Source organism: Pseudomonas sp. P4795 (assembly GCF_048822895.1).
Classification (GTDB): Bacteria; Pseudomonadota; Gammaproteobacteria; order Pseudomonadales; family Pseudomonadaceae; genus Aquipseudomonas.
The window spans coordinates 469,489-490,304 of record NZ_JBMFBT010000005.1 but is presented as its reverse complement, the minus strand read 5'-3'; the positions used below and the strand labels follow the sequence as shown (position 1 = coordinate 490,304).

The following is a 20,816-nucleotide window of genomic DNA, read 5'->3' as shown; positions in this document are numbered from 1 at the left end:
GCCGGCCACTATAGAAGGGCCTGATCAAGCGGGACAAGACAGCCGCGATGGACAGAATGCGTAGGGGGTTTTCCGTGGCTCGGGTATTTGCCCTACGACTTTTCGAGGCTTTTTCATCACCAAACCCTTAGATGAGAAGTTTCCTACTGGATTATCAGGTGTTTCCTGGCAAACCTCTGTATGGTGCGCGCCAGAATCCGTAGGGCGTTTCCAAACGTCCGACACGCGCTTAAAGGGAATTAGGTATGCAGTGGCTACGAATGGCCTCGATCATTTTGCTGTGGGTCAGCGGTTGTCGTTTGACGATGGCTTCCGATGCGGGCAACGGGTTGGTGCTGGCCAATCTGGAACGCACCGGGTGGCCGGATTCGCTGACGAACCAGACAGGCATCGACACCGCGTCTCGCGCCGAAGTGCTGATGTTCGGCAAGGCGCTGCTCGCCAGCGAAGCGTTGAACGAGAGCGGATTGAAACAGCAACTGGGCGTGCCGCAAGTGCACCTCGAGTCGATCCGGCAAGTCCGTGACGGACTTTGGGATCGTTTGCTGAGCACTTACCGCGACTCCAGTCAGAGCTGTGACGCCCAAGCGTTTTGCCCGCGGGTACGCAGCGTCGCCGACTTGCGTCAGTTGGCAGCGGCCTTCACAGGCGATATCAGCCCTGCCCATGCACTCTGGGCGAGTAAAAGCCCAGGCGTGCATGAGCAGGTATTGAACGAGCAACTGCGCCTTGCGGTGCTGTTGCCCTAGCGCGGGGTCATTGCACTTGAGCCGCATCCGCTAACCAGAGACCGGCGCGCGGCGGTAAGCCATCGGGTGGCGGCGTACATGCGCTCAGCAGCAGTGACGCGACGATGAGGGCGAGGGGTAACTTCAACCGGTTCGACATGATCATTCCTTGGTGAGAATCTGCGCCCGTCAGCCGTCCTGGCGTGAAGGGGCATGCGCAGATTTTTGTGGAGCCGGTACATTACCGCTTGGCGGACAAACGGCGCGATAAACAAATAACCTCGCCTGTTTCAACCCGTGGCCCGTCGCCCGACGCTGTATCATCCCGTATCGAATTGCCCCCGACCTTTTCTCGACTCGCTGCGATCGCCCGCTAGGCTGTTGGCATGTCAGCGGTCAACGGAGTGACAGCGAATGCACAACACCCTGGAACAGGTTTTCGGCTATCCACAGTTTCGTCCCGGTCAGGAAGCGGCAGTCAGCGCGGTGCTCGCCGGTCGCTCGGCAGCGGCGATTTTTCCCACTGGGTCGGGCAAGTCTCTTTGCTATCAATTGTCGGCGCTTCTACTGCCGCATCTGACTCTTGTGGTCTCGCCGTTGTTGGCGCTGATGCAGGATCAGCTGGGTTTTTTGCAACGCCACGGCATTTCGGCCGGCAGCATCGATTCGGCGCAGAGCCGCGATGATGCCAACGACGTAATGGCTCGTGCCCGGTCCGGCGAATTGAAGATCCTGATGATTTCCGTGGAGCGCTTGAAGAACGAGCGCTTTCGCAATTTTTTGCAGCAGGTACCGATCTCGCTGCTGGTGGTGGATGAGGCGCACTGCATCTCCGAGTGGGGCCACAACTTCCGACCCGACTACCTCAAGCTGCCGGACTATCAGCGTCAGTTCAACATCCCGCAAACCTTGCTGCTGACGGCTACCGCAACGCCGAAAGTCATCGCCGACATGCAGAGCAAATTCAGCATCGCCGAGGCCGACGTGGTAACCACCGGTTTCTACCGACCCAATCTCAATCTGCTGGTCGAGCCCGTACGTGGCCAGGACAAGCGCCGACGCTTGGTTGAATGGATGAGCGCGCGTCCAGGCCAGCCAAGCATCGTCTATGTGACCCTGCAAAAAACCGCCGAGCAGATTGCCGAACATCTTGGCCGCAGCGGCATTCAGGCCGAGGCTTATCATGCCGGCCTGCCACATGAAAAACGTGAGGCGATCCAGAAACGCTTCATGGGCGGGCAGTCCAATTGCGTCGTCGCCACCATTGCGTTCGGCATGGGCATCGACAAGAGCGACATTCGCAACGTGGTGCATTTCGACCTGCCCAAATCCATCGAAAACTACAGTCAGGAAATCGGCCGTGCGGGGCGTGACGGTCAGCCTTCGGATTGTCTGGTGCTGGCCAACCGCGACAGCCTCAACGTGCTGGAAAACTTCGTCTACGGTGACACGCCGGAGCGCGATGGCATCCGCCATGTGCTGGATGAAATGAAGCTCGCTGCACCTGACGGCCAATGGGAGTTTTTGCTCGGGCCACTGGCGGATCAGAGCAACATCCGCGCGCTGCCGCTCAAGACCCTTCTGGTGCAGTTGGAACTGCGTCGGCTGATCGCACCGCGCTATGCGTATTACGCCGAGTACCGCTTCAAATACCTGCTGGAGCCGGAGGCATTGCTGGAGCGTTTCGAGGGCGAGCGCAAGGATTTCGTCGCAGCGATCATCCGCACGTCCAGTCGCGCACGGACATGGGCGACGGTGAATTTCGACGCGATGTACGAGCAGTATTCGGCTGAGCGTAATCGGGTGGTGAAGGCGCTGGATTATTTTCAGGAGAAGGGCTGGGTAGAGCTTGAGAGCAAGCAGATGACCGAGGTCTACAGTTTGCTGAACACTGACTTCGACAGTCAGAGTCTGAGCGCTGAACTGCACACGTATTTCACCCGACATGAGCAGACAGAAGTCGCGCGGATCCACGCGATGCTTGAGTTGTTCGCCACTGAGCGGTGCCTCGGTTATCGCTTGGCCGAATACTTCGGCGATCACAATGCGCCCGAGCAATGTGGGCATTGTTCGGTCTGCCATGGTCAGATCGCGCGATTGCCGGCGCCGCCGGATTTGCCAGCGCTTGTGGATAAAAACTTCGAGGCGCTGTGCAGTGATTTTATCCACAGGCACGAGCAGCACACTGGCAATGCGCCTTCGGCAGAACGCCTGACGCGGTTCTTGTGCGGGATCAGTGTGCCGCTGTTTACCAAGCTCAAGGCTCGGGCAATTCCGGGATTTGCTGCGCTGGAGGAGTATCCGTATGCCCAAGTGCGCAGTTGGGCGGAGGCGCACCTCTGAGTCAGTCTCATCCATGCGCTGAATGTTGATCATCACGCTAATAAACTTCAAAAAACGCCGATGGCTGACTATGGTGAAACTTGTCTTTGGATCTCCAACAAGAGAACAACAATGAGCCAGACAGCCTTCGATATTCAGCAAGCCGCCGTGATCGGCGCAGGAACCATGGGCCGTGGCATTGTCATGTGCCTGGCGAATGCCGGGGTGACGGTGCAATGGGTCGACAACAATCCGCAGATGCTTGAATAGGCACTGAGCGCAGTGGCCGATACCTACGCGCATAACGTGCGTCAGGGGCGCATTGATCAGGGCGAGGCCGATGCGCGGATCGCGAGGATTGGCTCAGCGGCGGACTATGCGGCGATTCGCAATGTCGATCTGGTGATCGAAGCGGTGTACGAGAACCTTGAGCTCAAGCAAAAAATCTTCCGCGAGCTCGATGGTTTGCTCAAGCCTGAGGCATTGCTGGCGAGTAATACGTCGGCGCTGGATATCGATGCGATTGCCGCGGCGACAAGGCGGCCGGATCAAGTGCTGGGACTGCACTTTTTCAGTCCCGCGCACATCATGAAACTGCTGGAAATCGTTCGCGGCGCGCAAACATCCCCGGCAGCGTTGAAAGCAGCGTTGGCATTGGGCGAGCGCATGGGCAAAGTCAGCGTGGTATCGGGTAACTGCCATGGCTTTATCGGCAATCGCATGCTGCATCCGTATGTCCTCGAAGCACGCAAGATGCTGCTTGAAGGTGCTTATCCACATCAGGTTGATGCCGCGTTGCAGAGCTTCGGTTTCGCGATGGGGCCGTTTCGCATGTATGACGTTGTCGGGATTGATCTTGAATGGCGTGCGCGTGAACTCGCCGGTAAAGGGCAGGATGCGCCAGAGGTTCAGATTGATAACCGGCTCTGCGAGTTGGGTCGGTTCGGGCAGAAGTCCGGCAACGGTTATTACCACTACGAGCCTGGCAGCCGGCAGGCGGAGCATGATCCCGAGGTTGATGCGCTGGTGTTGAACGTCAGCGAAGGCTTGGGCTTTCAGCGTCGCGAGATCGGCGCCCATGAGATTCTTGAGCGTTGCATGCTGGCGTTGGTCAACGAGGGCGCGAAGATCTTGCAGGAAGGTATTGCCGAGTCGGCGCAGGATATCGACCTGGTGTACCTGAATGGCTACGGCTTTCCGGTGGACCGGGGCGGCCCGATGGCCTGGGCGGACGATGAGGGACTGGCAGATATCCATCAGCGCTTGCTGGCGTTGCAGACGCGGCAGGGTGATCAATGGCGGCCGGCGCCGTTGATCGGTGAGTTGGCGGCGCGAGGCAAAGGTTTTTACCTTTAGACTGGGCAGATAACTTGAGGAATCGACATTGATGTCCAACCCGACGCCGCAACGCACCGACTACCCGCACTTCCAGCCCATCACCACGCGCTGGCACGACAACGACGCCTACGGTCACGTCAACAACGTGACCTACTACAGCTTCTTCGACACAGCGGTGAACACCTACCTGATTGAGGTCGGTGGGCTGAATATCCATGACGGCGAAGTCGTGGGTTTCGTGGTCAGCTCATCGTGCGATTACTTCGCCTCGATCGCGTTCCCGGATCGAATCGAAATCGGCCTGCGCGTTGGCAAACTGGGCAACAGCTCGGTGCAATACGAACTGGCGGTATTCAAGGCTGGCGAAGATGAGGCCAGTGCGGCAGGACGGTTCGTGCATGTATTCGTCGATCGGGCATCCAATCAACCCGTGGCCATTCCCGGCGGATTGCGTGAAGCGCTGGAGCGCTTGGTGGTCTGAAAATGTGCAAAAAAAATCGCAGCCCTCGGGCTGCGATTTTTCTTCAAGCATGCGCCTTAACGGTGGCGATAGTGCTTTTTATGCTTGCGGTGGCCGTAAGCATGACCGCGACCACGGTGGTCGTCACGGTAATAGCGACGATCGTCACGGCCACGGTCGTAACGACGGTCGTCGTCATCACTTTTGTTGCCCATATAGTTACCCAGCGCGCCACCGGCGCCGCCACCTGCGGCCGAACCGATCAGGCTGCCGGTCGAGCCGCCAAGGCTGCGACCCACTACGTTACCGCCGGCCGCGCCCAGCGCGCCGCCAATGGCCGCTTCGCCACGGCTGCGTTTGTCGGCGCCAACTGCGCTACCACCCGCGCCGCCCAAGGCTGCGCCGATGGTGGAACCTGTGTTGCCGCCTAAAGACTGACCGACGACCGAGCCAAGAACCCCGCCCAATGCGCCGCCCACACCTGCTTCGGTGGTGCCTCCGGCAGAAGCGAAACCACTGACCAGGCCAAGGGACAACAAGAGAATCTGGGAGAACTTCATAGAGGAGCCTCAAAGGGATGACGGCGCGATCCTGAGGCTCTGTGATGGGCGTGACAATCGAAATCCGACGAATAGCACGACTTGTATACAATTGCGCAAGTTACTGTTTTAACTGTGGAACTTAAGCGATTTTCGCCGGTCTTTAGCTACTTCGGACAGGCCGCTTTTATACAAAAGCGGCCTTTTTTGTGTGCGCACGAAAGTGAGATATCAGGCCGATTTGGCCATGATCAACCCGGTCTCACTCGCCGCCTCCAGGCGAATTGCGATGAATTTCGACGTCGGCGTATGGCTGCCATCCCCGGTACTTTCCAGCGGCACCAGCGGATTCACTTCAGGGTAATAAGCCGCCGCTTGCCCGGCCGGAATATCAAATGCCAACAGCGTGAAGCCCTTCACGCGACGTTCACGGCCATCGTCCCACAACGAAACGATGTCAGCCTTCTGCCCCGGCTTGAAGCCCAGACGAATGATGTCGGCTTCGTTGACGAACACCACATCACGTTGACCCTTGACCCCGCGATAACGGTCATCGAGACCGTAAATGGTGGTGTTGTACTGATCGTGTGAGCGCATCGATTGCAGGATCAGGTCCGGCAATTGCCCGGTGGCGCGGGTGCGTTCGTGCACCAGATCCTTGGGCAGCACGTTGGGACGGAAATTCGCCCGGCCCGAAGGGGTGTTCCACTTGCGCGCACCGGCACTGTTGCCGAGATAGAAGCCTCCCGGATTTTTAACCTTTTCGTTGAATTCCTTGAAGCCCGGAATGGTGTCGGCGATCAGCTCGCGGATGCGCCGGTAGTCGGCCACCAGCCAGTTCCAGTCCACCGGTTTGCTGCCCAAAGTTGCGGCAGCGATGCCGGCAATGATTGCCGGTTCCGAGCGCATCTGGTTCGACAGCGGTTGCAACTGGCCGTTGGAGGCGTGGACCATGCTGAACGAGTCTTCCACGGTGACCGCTTGCGGGCCTTCGGTCTGGATGTCGATGTCGGTGCGACCGAGACACGGCAGGATCAACGCATGTTTGCCGTGGGCCAGATGGCTGCGGTTGAGCTTGGTGCTGATCTGCACCGTCAGGTCGCAATTGGTCAGTGCCTGGAACGTGCGCGGGCTGTCCGGGGTGGCTTGAGCGAAGTTGCCGCCCAGACCGATGAACACCTTGGCGCGACCCTCGGCCATGGCGTGGATCGCCTCGACCACGTTGTGCCCGTTGTGACGTGGCACCTTGAACTGGAAGCGTCGTTCCAGCGAATCGAGGAACGCCACTGGCGGACGCTCGTTGATGCCCATGGTGCGGTCGCCCTGCACGTTACTGTGGCCGCGCACCGGGCACAGACCGGCACCCGACCGGCCGATGTTGCCGCGCAGCAGCATCAGGTTGGCGATTTCCTGAATGGTCGGCACAGAGTGGCGGTGCTGGGTGATGCCCATCGCCCAGCACATGATTACGTTCTTGCCTTTGGCGTACATGCGCGCCGCTTGTTCGATTTCCACCAGGGTCAGGCCGGACTGCTCGACGATCTGCTCCCATGGAGTGTCATCGACTACACCCAGATACTCGAGCACGTTGACGCTGTGTTCATTGAGGAAGTCGTGATCGAACACTGCTGGCGCGCCAGCCTTCTGCGCGTCGCGTTCCCATTGCAGCAAGAACTTGGCCATGCCGCGCATCAATGCCATGTCGCCGCCCAATGCTGGGCGGAAATACGCGGTGTTGGTCGGCTTGTCGCCGTTGGTGAGCATCTCGATCGGGTGCTGCGGATGCTGGAAACGTTCCAGACCACGCTCTTTCAGCGGGTTGACGCAGACCACCTGCGCGCCACGTTTCACCGCCTCACGTAACGGTTCGAGCATGCGCGGGTGATTGGTGCCAGGGTTCTGGCCCCAGACGAAAATTGCATCGGCGTGTTCGAAATCGTCGAAGGTCACTGTGCCTTTGCCGACGCCGACACTTTGTGCCAACGCAACGCCGCTGGCTTCGTGGCACATGTTCGAGCAGTCGGGGAAGTTGTTGGTGCCGAACGCGCGCACGAATAGCTGATAAAGGTACGCGGCTTCGTTACTGGCGCGGCCCGAAGTGTAGAACTCGGCCTGATCCGGGCTCGACAAGCCTTGGAGATGTTTGCCGATCAGCGCGAACGCATCTTCCCAACTGATTGGTTTGTAGCGGTCGGTCTCGGCGTCATAGACCACAGGCTCGGTCAGACGGCCCTGGTATTCGAGCCAGTAGTCGCTCTGTTCCAGCAGCGCAGTCACGCTGTGCTTGGCGAAGAACTTGCCATCCACCCGGCGCTTGGTCGCTTCCCAGTTCACCGCTTTGGCGCCGTTCTCGCAGAACTTGACCATGCCGCTTTCCGGCGAGTCGCCCCACGCGCAACCCGGGCAGTCGAAGCCGCCGTTCTGGTTGGTCTTGAGCATCATGCGCAGGTTTTTCAGCGCGTTGTCGCTGGTCAACCAGGCCTGAGCCACGCTGATCAGCGCGCCCCAGCCGCCGGCTGCGCCTTTGTAAGGCTTATAGCGCGGGACAGGTTTCTGGTCGGCTTGATGATGTTGGCTCACAGGTGCTTCTCCATTTCTGGGCTATACACCCGCGGCGCATTTTTCTGCGGCAGGTGGATGAGATTGAGATTGTGGCGGCGCGCCCATTGCACGGCGAGGCCGGTGGGCGCGGAGAGGCTGACCAATGTCTGGATGCCGGCGCGCAAAACTTTCTGGATCAATTCGAGGCTGCAACGGCTGGTGACAATCGCCAGGCCGCCGCTGGTGGAAATCTTCTGCCGGATCAGGCCGCCGATCAGTTTGTCGAGCGCGTTATGCCGACCGATGTCTTCGCGCCCGAGCAGCAACTGGCCGCTGGCGTCCATGAACACCGCCGCATGTACTGCGCCGCAATGCTGGCCCAGCGGCTGGAACGCGCCGATGCGCTGGCGCAAGCCGTCGAGCCATTCAATCGGCGGTAACGGTGCGCCGGGCAACACCTTGAGATCGGGCAGCGCCTGTTCGACCGCTTCCACCCCGCACAATCCGCAGCCGCTGGTGCCGGCCAGTTGCCGGCGCTGAGTCTTGAGGTTCCAGAAAGCACGGTTGGCGATGGTTACTTGTGCGTACTGCGCCGAGCCTGATCCGCTCAGTTGCAGGTCGTAGATGTCTTCGGCGTGTTCGATGATGCCGCTGCCGAGGCTGAAGCCGACGATAAAATCTTCGAGGTCAGTCGGGGTCACCAGCATCACCGCCTGGCTAATGCTGTTGTAGGCAATCGCCAACGCTACTTCCTCGGCCAGCGCGGTGCTGGTCGATTCTTGCAAAGCAAGATCGCTATAGCTGTAAGTCTGGCTGGCGGCGGGCGCGGGCGTTTGCAGAGCAGGCGCCGCGCAGGCAGGGCGCTTGGCGTTCATGGCATCACCGACGGTTTGATCAACGTTAAGACTAGGCGCGGCAACTTGTCGCGTCTAATCGCTAATACTGATCTACCGATAGATGCCGTCGATCAAGAAGCTATTGGCGATTTTTGATACAGCGCGAAACACGCCTCAGCCAACGCTGAACGAGGTGCACCGCGACGCATGATGAAGCCCAGGCGGGCGAGGGTCTGAGCATTTTCAATGGGTTGCAGGCGCAGGTCATCGGTGAGGTTTTCCAGGCCGCCGTCCAGCGGCATCACCGCACAGCAGAATCCGCCATGCACCGCTTGCAACAATTGATGCACGGCATCGGTTTGCAGCAGCGGTTGCGGGCTCAGGCCACGGCTGTGGAAGTTATGGTCGATGGACTGACGAAAGTGCATGCCGCTGGTGAGCATGCCCAGCGGCAGCTCGATCAGCGCTTCCCAGCTCAACGGTTCCTCGCCGAACGTGAAGAAGCGTTGGTCATACAGCAGACCCATGCGTGTTTCGCTGAAGGCCAGCGATTCGAAGCGCTCGCTGTCCAGCCGATCCAGATAGGACACGCCGATATCGATGCGATTGTTCGCCAGTTGCTCGAGAATCTGCTCGGAGCTCAGTGCTGACAGTTCAAAGCGCAGGTTCGGGTGCTGCGCATGCAGGCGTTGCATCAGAGGTAACGCGTCGAAACTCGACAGCGGCACCACGCCGAGGCGCAGCGTACCCACCAGATTGCCGCGACACGCCGCCGCTTCCGCCTGCAACCCGTCGTACGCCGCCAACACCGTGCGCGCCCACGCCAGCACCCGCTCGCCCGGCGCGGTGAAGCCTTCGAAGCGTTGGCCGCGATTGACCAGCGGCAGATCGAGTTCTTCTTCCAGGCTGCGCAGGCGCATCGACAGGGTCGGCTGGGTGATGTGACACCGGGCGGCGGCTTGCCCGAAGTGGCGGGTTTCGTCGAGGGCGATGAGGAATTTCAGCTGCTTGATGTCCATCTTCGCTCCGGGGCGCAGGCAAGGGGTGAGCGATTCTAACGCCTGCGCGGGGGCAGGGTCATTGGTCGGTCAGGAACCGTGTTTGCTCAAGGTGGTCTAGGCTTGGGCGTCTGGAATCTAAATCAAGGAGTGTGCGCTATGAGTATTTTCAGTTTTGTAAAAGAAGCGGGCGAGAAACTGATCGACCTGCTGACCCCCGGCAACGCCAATGCCGGCGAGCAGTTGAAGGAACACATCAGCAAGGTCGGGTTGGGCAATCCGAACATTCAGGCGACCGTTGAGGGTGACAAAGTCACGCTGACCGGTGAAGTGGCGAGCCAGGAAGAAAAAGAAAAGATTCTGCTGGCAGTGGGCAATATTGAGGGCGTGGGCAGTGTTGATGATCAGATCACGGTGACCGGGCCGGTGGTCGTGGCTGCAGAGTTTGTCGAGGTCAAGGCGGGGGATACGCTCAGCGCGATTTCTCTGCGTGTGTATGGCAATGCCAACCAGTACCAGAAAATCTTCGATGCCAACAAGCCAATGCTCAAAGATGTGAACAAGATTTATCCGGGGCAGAAGCTGCGTATTCCGAAATGATCGGTAAATTGTAGGAGCTGACGAGTGAAACGAGGCTGCGATCTTTTGATTTTGGCTTTTCCTCACGCAAGATCAAAAGATCGCAGCCTGCGGCAGTCCTACAGGGTTTCATAAGCCTTTGATCAGATCGCGATAATCCTCGACCGCCGCAAATTCGGCCGTGTCCTTCGGCCCTTTGCGGCTGTCCGGTTCCTTGACGGCCAACAGATGCGCCACACCGAAATCCCGTGCACTGCGCAGGATCGGCAAGGTGTCGTCGATGAACAGACTGCGCGCCGGGTCGAAACCGATATCAGCCTGCAACGCATCCCAGAACTGCGGGTTCTCCTTGGGGAAGCCGTAATCGTGCGAGCTGATCATCCGCTCGAAGTACGGTGCCAACTCGATCCGTTCCAGTTTCAGTGAGAGCGAATCACGGTGCGCATTGGTGATCATCACCACGCGTTTTCCCGCTTGCTTGATCGCCGCCAGAAACGTATCGGCATCCGGGCGCAGGGCGATCAGGTGTGCGGTTTCCAGTTTCAGCTCGCGCACTGACAGCTTCAGCTCGGTGCTCCAGAAATCCAGGCAATACCACTGCAATTGACCCGCATGGCGCTCGAATAGCGGCTGCAATTCCATCTCGGCCATGGCCCGGCTGACGCCGTGGCGATCGGCGTAGCGCTGCGGCAGATGTTCCAGCCAGAAATGATTGTCGAAATGCAGGTCCAGCAGCGTGCCGTCCATGTCCAGCAGAACGGTATCGATGTCGGACCAGGGTAGTGAAGGCATGGCAACGTCTCGAACGGTAGAAAGATATCCGACGTAAACAATCGGAAAAGCCGCGTTATAGTAGCGCGTTCACGCCAAGGAGCTTTGCATGCGCCAGAAACCCACCGTACTTGCCCGCGAGATTGTTGCCACCAGTCGTCTGTTCTGCGTGGAAGAGCTGAAGCTGCGTTTTTCCAACGGCGTGGAGCGCACCTATGAGCGACTGGTCGGCAAGGGCGCCGGTTATGGCGCCGTGATGATCGTGGCGATGCTCGACGGCGAGCACGCGGTGTTGGTCGAGGAATACTGCGGCGGTACCGATGAATACGAATTGTCGTTACCTAAAGGTTTGATCGAACCGGGCGAAGATGTGCTGGCAGCGGCCGAGCGTGAGCTCAAGGAAGAAGCCGGTTACGGCGCGCGCCAACTCGAGCATCTGACCGAACTGTCCTTGTCCCCCGGCTACATGAGCCAGAAGATCCAGGTTGTGCTGGCCACCGACCTGTACGAAGAACGTCTTGAAGGCGATGAACCCGAGCCAATGCGCGTGGACAAGGTCAACCTGCGCGATCTGTCGACGCTGGCGCAGAATCCGCAATTTACCGAGGGGCGCGCCTTGGCGGCGTTGTATTTGACCCGCGATCTGCTGAGCCAGCGCGGATTTTTTCAGTCATGAGTGAAGTGTCGATGAATTTTCCCCATCCGTTGATGGCGCCGGTGATCGAGCTGGCATTGCAAGCTGGCGCGGCGATCCTGCCGTTCTGGCGCGCCGAGGTGGCGGTCACCGCCAAGTCCGATGATTCGCCGGTCACCGCTGCCGACCTGGCGGCGCACCATGTGATCGTGGCCGGTCTGACGGCGCTGGATTCGAGCATTCCGATTCTGTCCGAAGAAGACGCCGACATTCCCCAAAGCGTGCGTGCCGGCTGGACGCGCTGGTGGTTGGTGGATCCACTGGATGGCACCAAGGAGTTCATCAGCGGCAGCGAGGAATTCACGGTTAATATCGCCCTGATCGAAAACGGCCGGGTGGTGTTTGGTGTGGTGTCGATTCCGACCAGCGGTCGGTTCTACGTTGGCGGCGCCGGGCTCGGCGCATGGCGCGGCGACACAGGCGGCACGCCTGAGCAAATTCAAGTTCGCGATGCTCTGGCTCCGGGTGAAGCATTTACGGTAGTTGCCAGCCGCCGTCATTCCAGTCCGGAGCAGGAGCGCTTGCTGGCCGGATTGAGCGCCAGTCTGGGTGAGTTGCAACTGGCGAATATCGGCAGTTCGCTGAAATTCTGTTTACTGGCTGAAGGCGTGGCTGACTGCTATCCGCGACTGGCGCCGACTTCGCAGTGGGACACGGCGGCGGCGCAAGGTGTGCTGGAAGGGGCGGGCGGCGAAGTGTTGGATCTGAACGGTGAAGCGTTTTGTTATCCGGCACGGGAATCGTTGCGCAACGAGTTTTTTCTGGCGCTGCCGGCGAAGGCTGCGTGGCGGGCGAAGTTGTTGGAGTTGGCCCGCGGCTGATCTGTTGTTTCAGCGGTGCAGGACGTACTGCCCGCTGAACGTCACTGCATCTTCATCGCTTCCCACATTCACAATCCGCGTATTCAGGGTCAACCGCGCCCGCCCGTAACGCTGATACATCGCCAGAAACTTCTTCCACACCGCCGCATCCGGCGCCGGGCAAATCGCGGTGGCATCGCCCGTGACCGGCAATGGATAACTGATCTGGCCTTCCTGAATCACGATGTGTCCGTCCTCTATGCCGACTTCCTTCAGACGCAAATGCAGCCAGCCCCAACCGGCCAGCACCGCGCCGCAATACAGGCTGCCGCCAAACATGGTGCTCTTGTGATTGACGTTGGGTTCGAGCGGCAAGTGCAGACGTAGTTGGTGGTCGTGCCAGCCGAGCACTTTCAGGCCCATCTCCCGGGTCAGCGGAATGTCGCGATGAAGCACCGCTTCCAGATACTCACTATCGCGGTTCATATCCTGATCTCTCGAAAAGTGTTCATTCGCAATCGTCTGTGTGACTACCGCTGTCGGCGAAGTTCAAGCCGTGCTTGCGCAGTTTGTCGTGCAGGGTCTTGCGCGGAATGCCCAAGGCCTCGGCGAGGCTGCGCACGGAACTGTGCGTACGCGCGAGTTCGGCGGCTATCAGGGATTTTTCGAAATGCTCGACTTGCTCGCTGAGGCCGCCGCTGAGTACCAACGACGCGCCGCCATGGCCCTCTGACTCGGTGTTGTCCAGCGCCAGCTCCAGACCGAGGGCGAAACGCTCCGCCGCGTTCTGCAATTCCCGGACATTGCCCGGCCAGGTGTGACGCAACAGCAGCGCGCGTTGCGCCGGTTGCAGTTCGTGCGGCGGTAAACCGTGACGGGCGCTGGCTTCGTCGGCGTAGTGCTGAAACAGCACCAGCGCATCTTCGCCGCGTTCGCGCAGTGGCGGAATGCGCAGCGGTGCGACGTTGAGGCGGTAATACAAGTCGGCGCGGAAGCGACCTTGATCAGCAGCCTGGCGCAGGTCTTCCTTGGTCGCGGCGATGACCCGGATATCCAGCGGGATCAACTGATTGCCACCCAACCGTTCTACTACGCGCTCTTGCAGCATGCGCAGCAGTTTGACCTGCACATCCATGCTCATGCTTTCGATTTCATCGAGGAACAGTGTGCCGCCATTGGCAAATTCGAACTTGCCGATCCGGCGCTTTTGCGCGCCGGTGAACGCGCCGGGTTCGTGGCCAAACAGTTCGCTCTCGACCACCGACTCAGCCAGCGCACCGGCGTTGATTGCCACGAACGGGCCGTTGCGACGGCTCGACAAGTCATGCAATGCACGGGCGACCACTTCTTTGCCTGCGCCGGTTTCGCCGAGGATCAACACGTCGGCCTTGGTCGCCGCCAACGCGCCGATCTGCTCGCGCAGGCGCAGCATGGGGGCGGATTGACCGACCAGTCGCGTGCTCAGTTCATTGCGGTCGCTCAGGGCCAGGCGCAGGCTGCGGTTGTCCAGCACCAACCGGCGCAAGGCCAGGGCGCGGCGCACGCTGTCGAGCAGGGCGTCGCTGGCGAAGGGTTTTTCGAGAAAATCATAGGCCCCGGCGCGCATCGCCTGGACGGCCAGCGGCACGTCGCCGTGGCCGGTGATCAGCAGCACTGGCAGTTCCGGATCCTGAGCGTGCAGTTCGCTCAGCAACTCCAGACCGTCCATGCCCGGCATGCGGATATCGCTGACTACCACGCCCGGCCAGTCGCGTTCGAGTTGCCCGGCCAGACCTTTGGCCTCGGCCAGCGGCAGAATTTTCAGACCGGCCAGATCCAGTGTCTGCCCGAGGGCCTGTCGCAGGTGCGGATCGTCGTCGATCAGCACCACCTGAATGCGGTTGTCGATGGTCATGCACTTCGGTCCTCGGACGGTTGCAGGCTGACCCCGGGCGCACCGGCGCGCAGCCGCAGGGTAATCAAGGCGCCACCTTGCTTGTGGTTGGCGAACGACAGTTCACCGCCAAAGGCGCGCATCAGGGTTTCACAGATTGCCAGGCCCAACCCCAGACCCTGGGTGCGGGTCTTGGTGGTGTAAAAGGGTTCGCTGGCGCGGCCGAGGGCTTCCATGCAGAACCCCGGGCCATTGTCGCGAATGTACAGGTTGACGCCATCGGCGGTGGCTTCGGCACTCAGCCAGAGTTTGCGCGGCGGGCCTTTCTCGGTCAGCGCATCAAGAGCGTTGGCCAACAGATTGCCGAGTACCTGGCGCAAGCGGGTTTCGCCGGCCTCGACCCACAGCGTCGCGGCGGGCAGGTCGCGGATCAACTCGACATCCATGCTCCTGCGCCGTTTGGCCAGAAGCGCCAAGGCATCGTCCAGCGCCGGTTGCAGGGCGACGCTTTCCGGCGCATGACGATCGCGGCGGGCGAAGGCGCGCAAGTGGGCAATGATCGAGGCCATCCGTCCGGTCAGCTCACTGATCAGTTTGAGGTTGCCACGGGCATCATCGGTGCGCTGGTGATCGAGCAGCACTTCGGCGTTCTCGGCATAGCTGCGAATCGCCGCCAGCGGCTGGTTGAGTTCGTGGCTGATGCTCGCCGACATGGTGCCCAATGCCGACAACTTGCCTGCCTGCACCAGATCGTCCTGAGCGCGCACCAGTTCCTGCTGGGCCTGTTCCCGTTCCAGTACTTCCTGTTTCAGCCGTCGGTTGAGGCCTTCGAGATCGCTGGTGCGCTCGGCAACCCGACCTTCGAGTTCTCGCCGGGCCTTGGCCTCAAAGGCAATGCGTTCCAGATAATGGCGCCGACGCTGCATCATCAGACCGAGCAACAGCATCACCACCAACAGAGTCGCGCCGCCGATGGCGACCACGGTGCGCACCGGGCGATCGATCAAGGTCCGTGGGGCGAGGATGCTTACGCTCCAGCCGGTTTCCGCGATGTCGTGGGTCTGCGTCAGCCAGGCTGCCGGGCTGAGGTCCAGCGGCCGTGGTTCGCGGGTCGGATAGGGCTGGATCGCAGTGATGGCGGCATTCTCGGCGTCGCTCAGCGTACGGGTCGAGCGGAAGCGCCATTCCGGGCGCGAAGTGAGAATGACTACGCCGTTGTGATCGGTTACCAGCAGTTGCTCGGGCGTTTTGCCCCACAGGCTTTCGGTGTGATCGAGGTCGACTTTGATCACCAGCACGCCGATGACTTTTTCGCCGTCGCGCACCGCAGCAGCAAAGAAATAGCCACGCTTGGCCGAGGTGGTGCCCAGACCGAAGAAGCGTCCAAGCCGCCCGGCCATGGCCTCGCTGAAGTACGGCCGGAAGGAAAAATTGCGTCCGACAAAACTGTCGTGTTTATCCCAGTTCGACGCCGCCAGCGTCTTGCCGCTGGTGTCCATCAGGTACATGACTTCCGCACCGGTCTGTGCAGCGATGTTTTTCAGCAGGCGGTTGGCGTTGCCCTGAGTGACGCCATCGTCCGGTGCGCCGAGCACCCTGCGCAGGGCCGGCAGATCGCCGAGAATCTGCGGCAACACTTCATAGCGGTGCAGGGTACCCAGCAAATTGGCCACATAGAGGTCTAGGGTCTGACGATTCTGGCCGGCCAGTTCGCTGCGGTAATAGCGCTCGGCCAGATGCTCCAGCGGCCACAGCAGCGGAGCCAGGCACAGGGCCAGCAGGGCGAGGCTGCGCCAGCGAGGTCTGCGGGGGAGTGGTGGAGTCATGAGCATCAAACGCCTGAGGGAACAGACGCATTATGCCTAGGCCCACGGGCTTAGTCTGCGCACCCGCTGTCGGATGCGCCCCCGTGGAAGATTCATACAAGGTTTCAGGAAAAGACTTCAGCGTCCTTGAGGAACGACGCGGCCTGATCCTTGGCGGACAGTTTCGGTTCTTCGCCCAACTGCCAGTCGATGGCCAGATCGGGGTCGTCCCAGCGAATCGCGCGCTCGGCCGATGGGGTGTAGTAGTTGGTGGTCTTGTAGAGGAATTCGGCGAACTCGCTCAACACCACGAAACCGTGGGCAAAACCTTCCGGCACCCAAAGTTGACGATGGTTGTCAGCAGACAGGCGCACAGCCACCGACTTGCCGAAATTCGGCGAGCTGCGGCGGATATCCACGGCTACGTCGAGCACTTCACCTACAGTCACGCGCACCAGTTTGCCCTGAGCGTTTTCCAGTTGGTAATGCAGGCCGCGCAACACGCCTTTTTGCGAGCGGGAATGGTTGTCCTGGACAAATTGCGTGTCCAGGCCGGTTGCTTCCTGGAAAGCCTTGGCGTTGAAGCTTTCGTAGAAGAAACCGCGTTCGTCACCAAATACCTTGGGTTCGATGATCAGAACACCGGGCAGGTCGGTGGTGATTACATTCATGGGAGCTCCTGTGGATAAGCGTAGATGGCCAACATTCTTGCGCAAAGCGTCGAGCGACGCGAGTGCCTTGTTTTGGTTCAACGATTGATTCACTGATTGCCAGTCGGTGATCGGCGTGCGCAAAGCAATCTTGAGATGCTTCAGTCGACCTCACCGAAATACCACTGATGCTCCTCATAAGGTTGATCATCCCAGTCCTCGGTCATGTAGCTCAGCCCCCGCTCTTTCACGCCCTCTGGTAGAACCAGTCCCCAGTCTGCCGCGAGGCTCATTGTGTTTTCGACGCTTCCAGAGTCGGCAGATGGAATGTGGCTGCGGTGGTACTCGAGATCGGTGTAGATGCAAATCTCACTGGAAAACATGCTCGGAAGACAAATGCACGCAACGATCCGACAGTCCAGCGCGTCTTTCGGCCTTGCCATAATCAGGTGGTGAGCGGCGTCAATCATCGATTGCGCGCATTCTTTGCGGATAGCTGTGGTCGCTTGTTTCCCTTCGACCAGTGATGTGATGACCGGAATTTTCCAGTTGCTGTACTTCTGCTGCGCCGTAAGGTGCTCAGGAAAATAGCCGTCGAAATCTGCCGCCCATGCCGCGAGTGCTCTCAGCCGACGAGGAATATTGCGAACCTTTTTGTTTGTGAGTGCAAGACGGCGAAGGGTCATCTGGAGCATTTATCCTTGATATTGAGAAATCCTTGGACACTAGGGTGAAGCGGGGAGAGGTGAAAGGCAATCCGAGAATGCTGTAGGAAAATTCGACTGGCGCTCTGTCGGTGGGAGGCATCCACCGCGACCGGATCTGCGACCGGTATAAGGGGTTGCTTATCGCCAGAAGCAATGGCGATATAAGCACCTAATAAAATTTCAGGGGTCGTTCCATGTCGTTCGCCACGTTGATTCACCGCGCCAGTTTGCCCAGTCCGCAGGTTTCAGTGGAGCAGGCGCTGCATGTGCTGGCGGTGCATTACGGGCTGAGCGGTACGTTGCAGGCGTTGGGCAGTCAGCAGGATCTCAACTATCGAGTCGACAGCGAGCGCGGACGATTCGTGCTGAAGATCTGTCGTGGTGATTATTCGCTGGCGGAGTTGCAGGCCCAGCACGCCGGCCTCAAATATCTGGCCAAGCATTCGAATGTGCATGTCCCTCGGGTGATCCCGTCCAACAGCGGTGCAGATCTGCTGTCGCTGCAGATTGGCGGTGAGCCGGTGCATGTGCGGCTGCTGGGCTACATCGAAGGCCAGTCGCTGACTCACCTCGACCACTTGGGCGCCGATGTGGTGGCCGGTTTTGGCCGACTCTGCGGCGAGATGGATCTGGCCCTGGCCGGGTTCGACCATCCGGGCCTTGAACGCACGCTGCAATGGGATGCGCGCCACGCCAGCGCGCTGATCAGTCATTTGCTGCCGGTGATCAAGAACGAGCAGCAGCGCACGCTGATTGCCGAAGCTGCGCAGTATGCCGAGCGCCGCTTGCAGCCGTTGCTGGAAAAGCTGCCGGTGCAAGCTATTCACATGGACATTACTGATGACAACGTAGTGTGGCAGCGCGACGCGCTGCGCCACTGGCAACTGCAAGGCGTGATCGATTTCGGCGATCTGATTCGCACGTGGCGGATTACCGATCTGTCGGTGACGTGCGCGGCGCTGCTGCATCACGCCGGTGGCGATCCGTTTGTCATCCTGCCGGCGGTGCAGGCGTATCACGCGGTCAATCCACTGCAACACGCTGAGCTGCTGGCGCTCTGGCCATTGATCGTCGCGCGGGCGGCGGTACTGGTGCTCAGCGGCGAGCAGCAGGTCAGCATTGATCCCGGCAATACGTATAGCCGTGACAATCTCAGCCATGAATGGGAGATTTTCCACGTTGCTACTTCGGTGCCACTGGCGCTGATGGAGGCGGCAATTCTTACGGCGGTCGGGAAGGGTTTGCCAACCTTCGACAGCGCAGGGTTTGCGCCGTTGTTACCGGGTCTGGTTGGCCGCGAATTCGCGCTGATCGATCTCGGCGTACTCAGCCCGCATTTCGAGGCAGGCAACTGGGAGCAGCAGGGCGTTGATCAGCGGCTGTTGAGTGAAGCGGCGACTGCGCATGGTCTGGCTGCGAGTCGCTACGGGCAATATCGGCTGTCGCGCACGCGGCCCGACTGCGCTGACGAGCCGGAGACTTTTCCGCTGCACGTCGAATTGCGCGTGCCGGATGGTGCGACGGTGGAAGCGCCGTTTGCCGGTGTGCTGCATCAGACTGCGGATGGCGGGCTACGTCTGGACGGCCCGCAACTGAGCGTGCGGCTGTGGGGCATTGTCACCTCGCTTCACAGCGGCGCCGCGCTGGTAAAAGGACAAGTGCTGGGTTCGGTCAACGGCCCGTTGATCGTGCAGTTGATCCGTGATGCTGAACTCGGCGCGCCGCTGTTTTGCACGCCCTCGCGCGCAGCCGCGTGGCAAGCATTGTGCCCGTCGCCAGCGGCGCTGCTGGGACTGGCGTGCGATGCCGAACCGGAGCTGGATGGGCAAACCTTGCTGGCTCGGCGTGATGCCAGTTTCGCCCGTACCCAAAAGCACTATTACGTTGACCCGCCGCGCATCGAACGCGGCTGGCGCAATCACCTGATCGACATGCAGGGGCGTTCCTATCTGGACATGCTCAATAATGTTGCGGTGCTCGGTCACGGTCACCCGCGCATGGCGGCCGTTGCGAGCCGTCAGTGGTCGCTGCTCAACACCAACTCGCGCTTCAACTATGCGGCGGTGGCGGAGTTTTCCGAGCGCTTGCTGAAGCTGGCGCCGGAAGGCATGGACCGGGTGTTTCTGGTCAACAGTGGCAGCGAGGCGAATGACCTGGCGATCCGCCTGGCCTGGGCCTACAGCGGTGGTCGCGACATGCTCAGTGTGCTTGAGGCATATCACGGCTGGACAGTCGGCGCGGATGCGGTGTCGACCTCTATTGCCGACAACCCGCAAGCCCTCGGTAGCCGGCCGGACTGGGTGCACGCGGTGACAGCGCCGAATACTTATCGCGGCGAATTTCGCGGCGTTGATTCGACTCCGGACTACGTGCGCAGCGTCGAACATCACTTGGCAAAAATCGATGAACAGCAACGGCAACTGGCCGGGTTTATCTGCGAGCCGGTTTATGGCAATGCCGGGGGGATTTCACTGCCGCCGGGTTATCTGCAGGCGGTCTACGCAAAAGTCCGCGCGCGTGGGGGGGTGTGCATCGCCGACGAGGTGCAGGTAGGTTACGGACGCATGGGGCAATTCTTCTGGGGTTTCGAGGAGCAGGGCGTGGTGCCGGACATCATCACCATGGCCAAAGGCATGGGCAACGGCCAGCCGCTGGGCGCGGTGATCACTCGCCGGGAAATCGCCGAGGCGCTGGAAGCCGAAGGGTATTTCTTCTCGTCTGCCGGTGGCAGTCCGGTGAGCTGCCAGATTGGCATGGCGGTGCTGGATGTGATGGAAGAAGAAAAGCTTTGGGAGAACGCGCAGGTGGTGGGCGCGCACTTCAAGGCACGGCTGGAAGCGCTGATCGATAAACATCCGCTGGTGGGCGCGGTGCACGGTTCGGGTTTTTATCTGGGCGTTGAGTTGATCCGCAATCGCGAAACGCTGGAGCCGGCGACCGAGGAAACCATGCTGCTGTGCGATCGTCTCCGCGAGTTGGGGATTTTCATGCAGCCCACGGGCGACTATCTCAACGTATTGAAGATCAAACCGCCGATGGTCACGTCGCGCCAAAGCGTGGATTTCTTTGTCGACATGCTGGCCAAAGTGCTTGATGAAGGTCTGTAAAGCAGATTTATATCTGTATTATTCTTCGTATTTTAGATGGGTGGTGGTTAATTTTCTTCTATTGCCGA

17 protein-coding genes and 1 pseudogene are annotated in these 20,816 nt (G+C 60.0%); 8 read left to right on the top strand and 10 right to left on the bottom strand.

What is annotated here, in order from left to right:
- Positions 1-245 precede the first annotated feature (245 nt).
- The 4 genes and pseudogenes from ACOI8A_RS17315 to ACOI8A_RS17300 all read left to right on the top strand — a co-directional run bounded on the left by ACOI8A_RS17315 (position 246) and on the right by ACOI8A_RS17300 (position 4,869).
- On the top strand, positions 246-749 hold the full coding sequence (locus ACOI8A_RS17315; RefSeq protein WP_420646772.1) for a polysaccharide deacetylase: 504 nt from the start codon (positions 246-248) through the stop codon (positions 747-749).
- Between the two features lie 393 nt (positions 750-1,142).
- On the top strand, positions 1,143-3,071 hold the full coding sequence (locus tag ACOI8A_RS17310) for a RecQ family ATP-dependent DNA helicase (protein ID WP_420646773.1): 1,929 nt from the start codon (positions 1,143-1,145) through the stop codon (positions 3,069-3,071).
- A 111-nt stretch (positions 3,072-3,182) separates the two neighbouring features.
- Positions 3,183-4,406, top strand: a pseudogene (locus ACOI8A_RS17305) (3-hydroxyacyl-CoA dehydrogenase NAD-binding domain-containing protein).
- A gap of 31 nt (positions 4,407-4,437) precedes the next feature.
- Positions 4,438-4,869: an acyl-CoA thioesterase gene (locus ACOI8A_RS17300; RefSeq protein ID WP_420646774.1), complete on the top strand. Its 432-nt coding sequence runs from the start codon at positions 4,438-4,440 to the stop codon at positions 4,867-4,869.
- 56 nt (positions 4,870-4,925) lie between these two features.
- Here the strand turns inward: ACOI8A_RS17300 and ACOI8A_RS17295 are convergent, their stop codons facing one another.
- The 4 genes from ACOI8A_RS17295 to ACOI8A_RS17280 form a co-directional block, all read right to left on the bottom strand.
- On the bottom strand, positions 4,926-5,408 hold the full coding sequence (locus ACOI8A_RS17295) for a glycine zipper domain-containing protein (protein ID WP_420646775.1): 483 nt from the start codon (positions 5,406-5,408) through the stop codon (positions 4,926-4,928).
- A gap of 210 nt (positions 5,409-5,618) precedes the next feature.
- The gene (locus ACOI8A_RS17290) at positions 5,619-7,967 is read right to left on the bottom strand and encodes an FdhF/YdeP family oxidoreductase (RefSeq protein WP_420646776.1); all 2,349 of its coding nucleotides are present in this window, start codon (positions 7,965-7,967) and stop codon (positions 5,619-5,621) included.
- A complete protein-coding gene (fdhD, locus tag ACOI8A_RS17285; RefSeq protein WP_420646777.1) occupies positions 7,964-8,803 on the bottom strand; it encodes a formate dehydrogenase accessory sulfurtransferase FdhD in 840 nt (279 codons plus the stop codon). Before fdhD ends, ACOI8A_RS17290 begins: the two co-directional genes overlap by 4 nt.
- 92 nt (positions 8,804-8,895) lie before the next feature.
- On the bottom strand, positions 8,896-9,783 hold the full coding sequence (locus ACOI8A_RS17280; protein ID WP_420646778.1) for a LysR family transcriptional regulator: 888 nt from the start codon (positions 9,781-9,783) through the stop codon (positions 8,896-8,898).
- Positions 9,784-9,921: 138 nt separating this feature from the next.
- Here ACOI8A_RS17280 and lysM point away from each other — a divergent pair, with 138 nt between their 5' ends.
- Positions 9,922-10,362 carry a peptidoglycan-binding protein LysM gene (gene lysM, locus ACOI8A_RS17275; protein WP_420646779.1) on the top strand — a complete coding sequence of 147 codons (441 nt, stop codon included), beginning with the start codon at positions 9,922-9,924 and terminating at the stop codon, positions 10,360-10,362.
- A 108-nt stretch (positions 10,363-10,470) separates the two neighbouring features.
- Here lysM and yrfG read toward each other — a convergent pair whose 3' ends face one another.
- A complete protein-coding gene (gene yrfG / locus ACOI8A_RS17270; RefSeq protein ID WP_420646780.1) occupies positions 10,471-11,133 on the bottom strand; it encodes a GMP/IMP nucleotidase in 663 nt (220 codons plus the stop codon).
- 88 nt (positions 11,134-11,221) lie between these two features.
- Between yrfG and nudE the strand changes: the two genes are divergently transcribed.
- Both nudE and cysQ read left to right on the top strand, forming a co-directional pair.
- Positions 11,222-11,788, top strand: a complete 567-nt coding sequence (nudE, locus tag ACOI8A_RS17265) for an ADP compounds hydrolase NudE (protein WP_420646781.1) — start codon at positions 11,222-11,224, stop codon at positions 11,786-11,788.
- A gap of 5 nt (positions 11,789-11,793) precedes the next feature.
- Positions 11,794-12,627 carry a 3'(2'),5'-bisphosphate nucleotidase CysQ gene (cysQ, locus tag ACOI8A_RS17260; RefSeq protein ID WP_420647163.1) on the top strand — a complete coding sequence of 278 codons (834 nt, stop codon included), beginning with the start codon at positions 11,794-11,796 and terminating at the stop codon, positions 12,625-12,627.
- Positions 12,628-12,636: 9 nt separating this feature from the next.
- On the opposite strand, the gene ACOI8A_RS17255 is transcribed toward cysQ, so the two are convergent.
- The 5 genes from ACOI8A_RS17255 to ACOI8A_RS17235 all read right to left on the bottom strand — a co-directional run bounded on the left by ACOI8A_RS17255 (position 12,637) and on the right by ACOI8A_RS17235 (position 17,620).
- Entirely contained in the window at positions 12,637-13,092 is a 456-nt protein-coding gene (locus ACOI8A_RS17255; RefSeq protein ID WP_420646782.1) for a YiiD C-terminal domain-containing protein, read from the bottom strand.
- Positions 13,093-13,114: 22 nt separating this feature from the next.
- The gene (locus ACOI8A_RS17250) at positions 13,115-14,500 is read right to left on the bottom strand and encodes a sigma-54-dependent transcriptional regulator (protein ID WP_420646783.1); all 1,386 of its coding nucleotides are present in this window, start codon (positions 14,498-14,500) and stop codon (positions 13,115-13,117) included.
- On the bottom strand, positions 14,497-16,305 hold the full coding sequence (locus ACOI8A_RS17245; RefSeq protein WP_420646784.1) for a sensor histidine kinase: 1,809 nt from the start codon (positions 16,303-16,305) through the stop codon (positions 14,497-14,499). The genes ACOI8A_RS17250 and ACOI8A_RS17245 overlap by 4 nt, the downstream gene beginning before the upstream one ends.
- Before the next feature lie 104 nt (positions 16,306-16,409).
- On the bottom strand, positions 16,410-16,955 hold the full coding sequence (gene rfbC / locus ACOI8A_RS17240) for a dTDP-4-dehydrorhamnose 3,5-epimerase (protein WP_420646785.1): 546 nt from the start codon (positions 16,953-16,955) through the stop codon (positions 16,410-16,412).
- A 140-nt stretch (positions 16,956-17,095) separates the two neighbouring features.
- The gene (locus ACOI8A_RS17235; RefSeq protein WP_420646786.1) at positions 17,096-17,620 is read right to left on the bottom strand and encodes a DUF3916 domain-containing protein; all 525 of its coding nucleotides are present in this window, start codon (positions 17,618-17,620) and stop codon (positions 17,096-17,098) included.
- 215 nt (positions 17,621-17,835) lie between these two features.
- Between ACOI8A_RS17235 and ACOI8A_RS17230 the strand changes: the two genes are divergently transcribed.
- Positions 17,836-20,748, top strand: coding sequence for an aminotransferase (locus ACOI8A_RS17230; protein ID WP_420646787.1), 2,913 nt, complete (start codon positions 17,836-17,838; stop codon positions 20,746-20,748).
- Positions 20,749-20,816 lie beyond the last annotated feature (68 nt).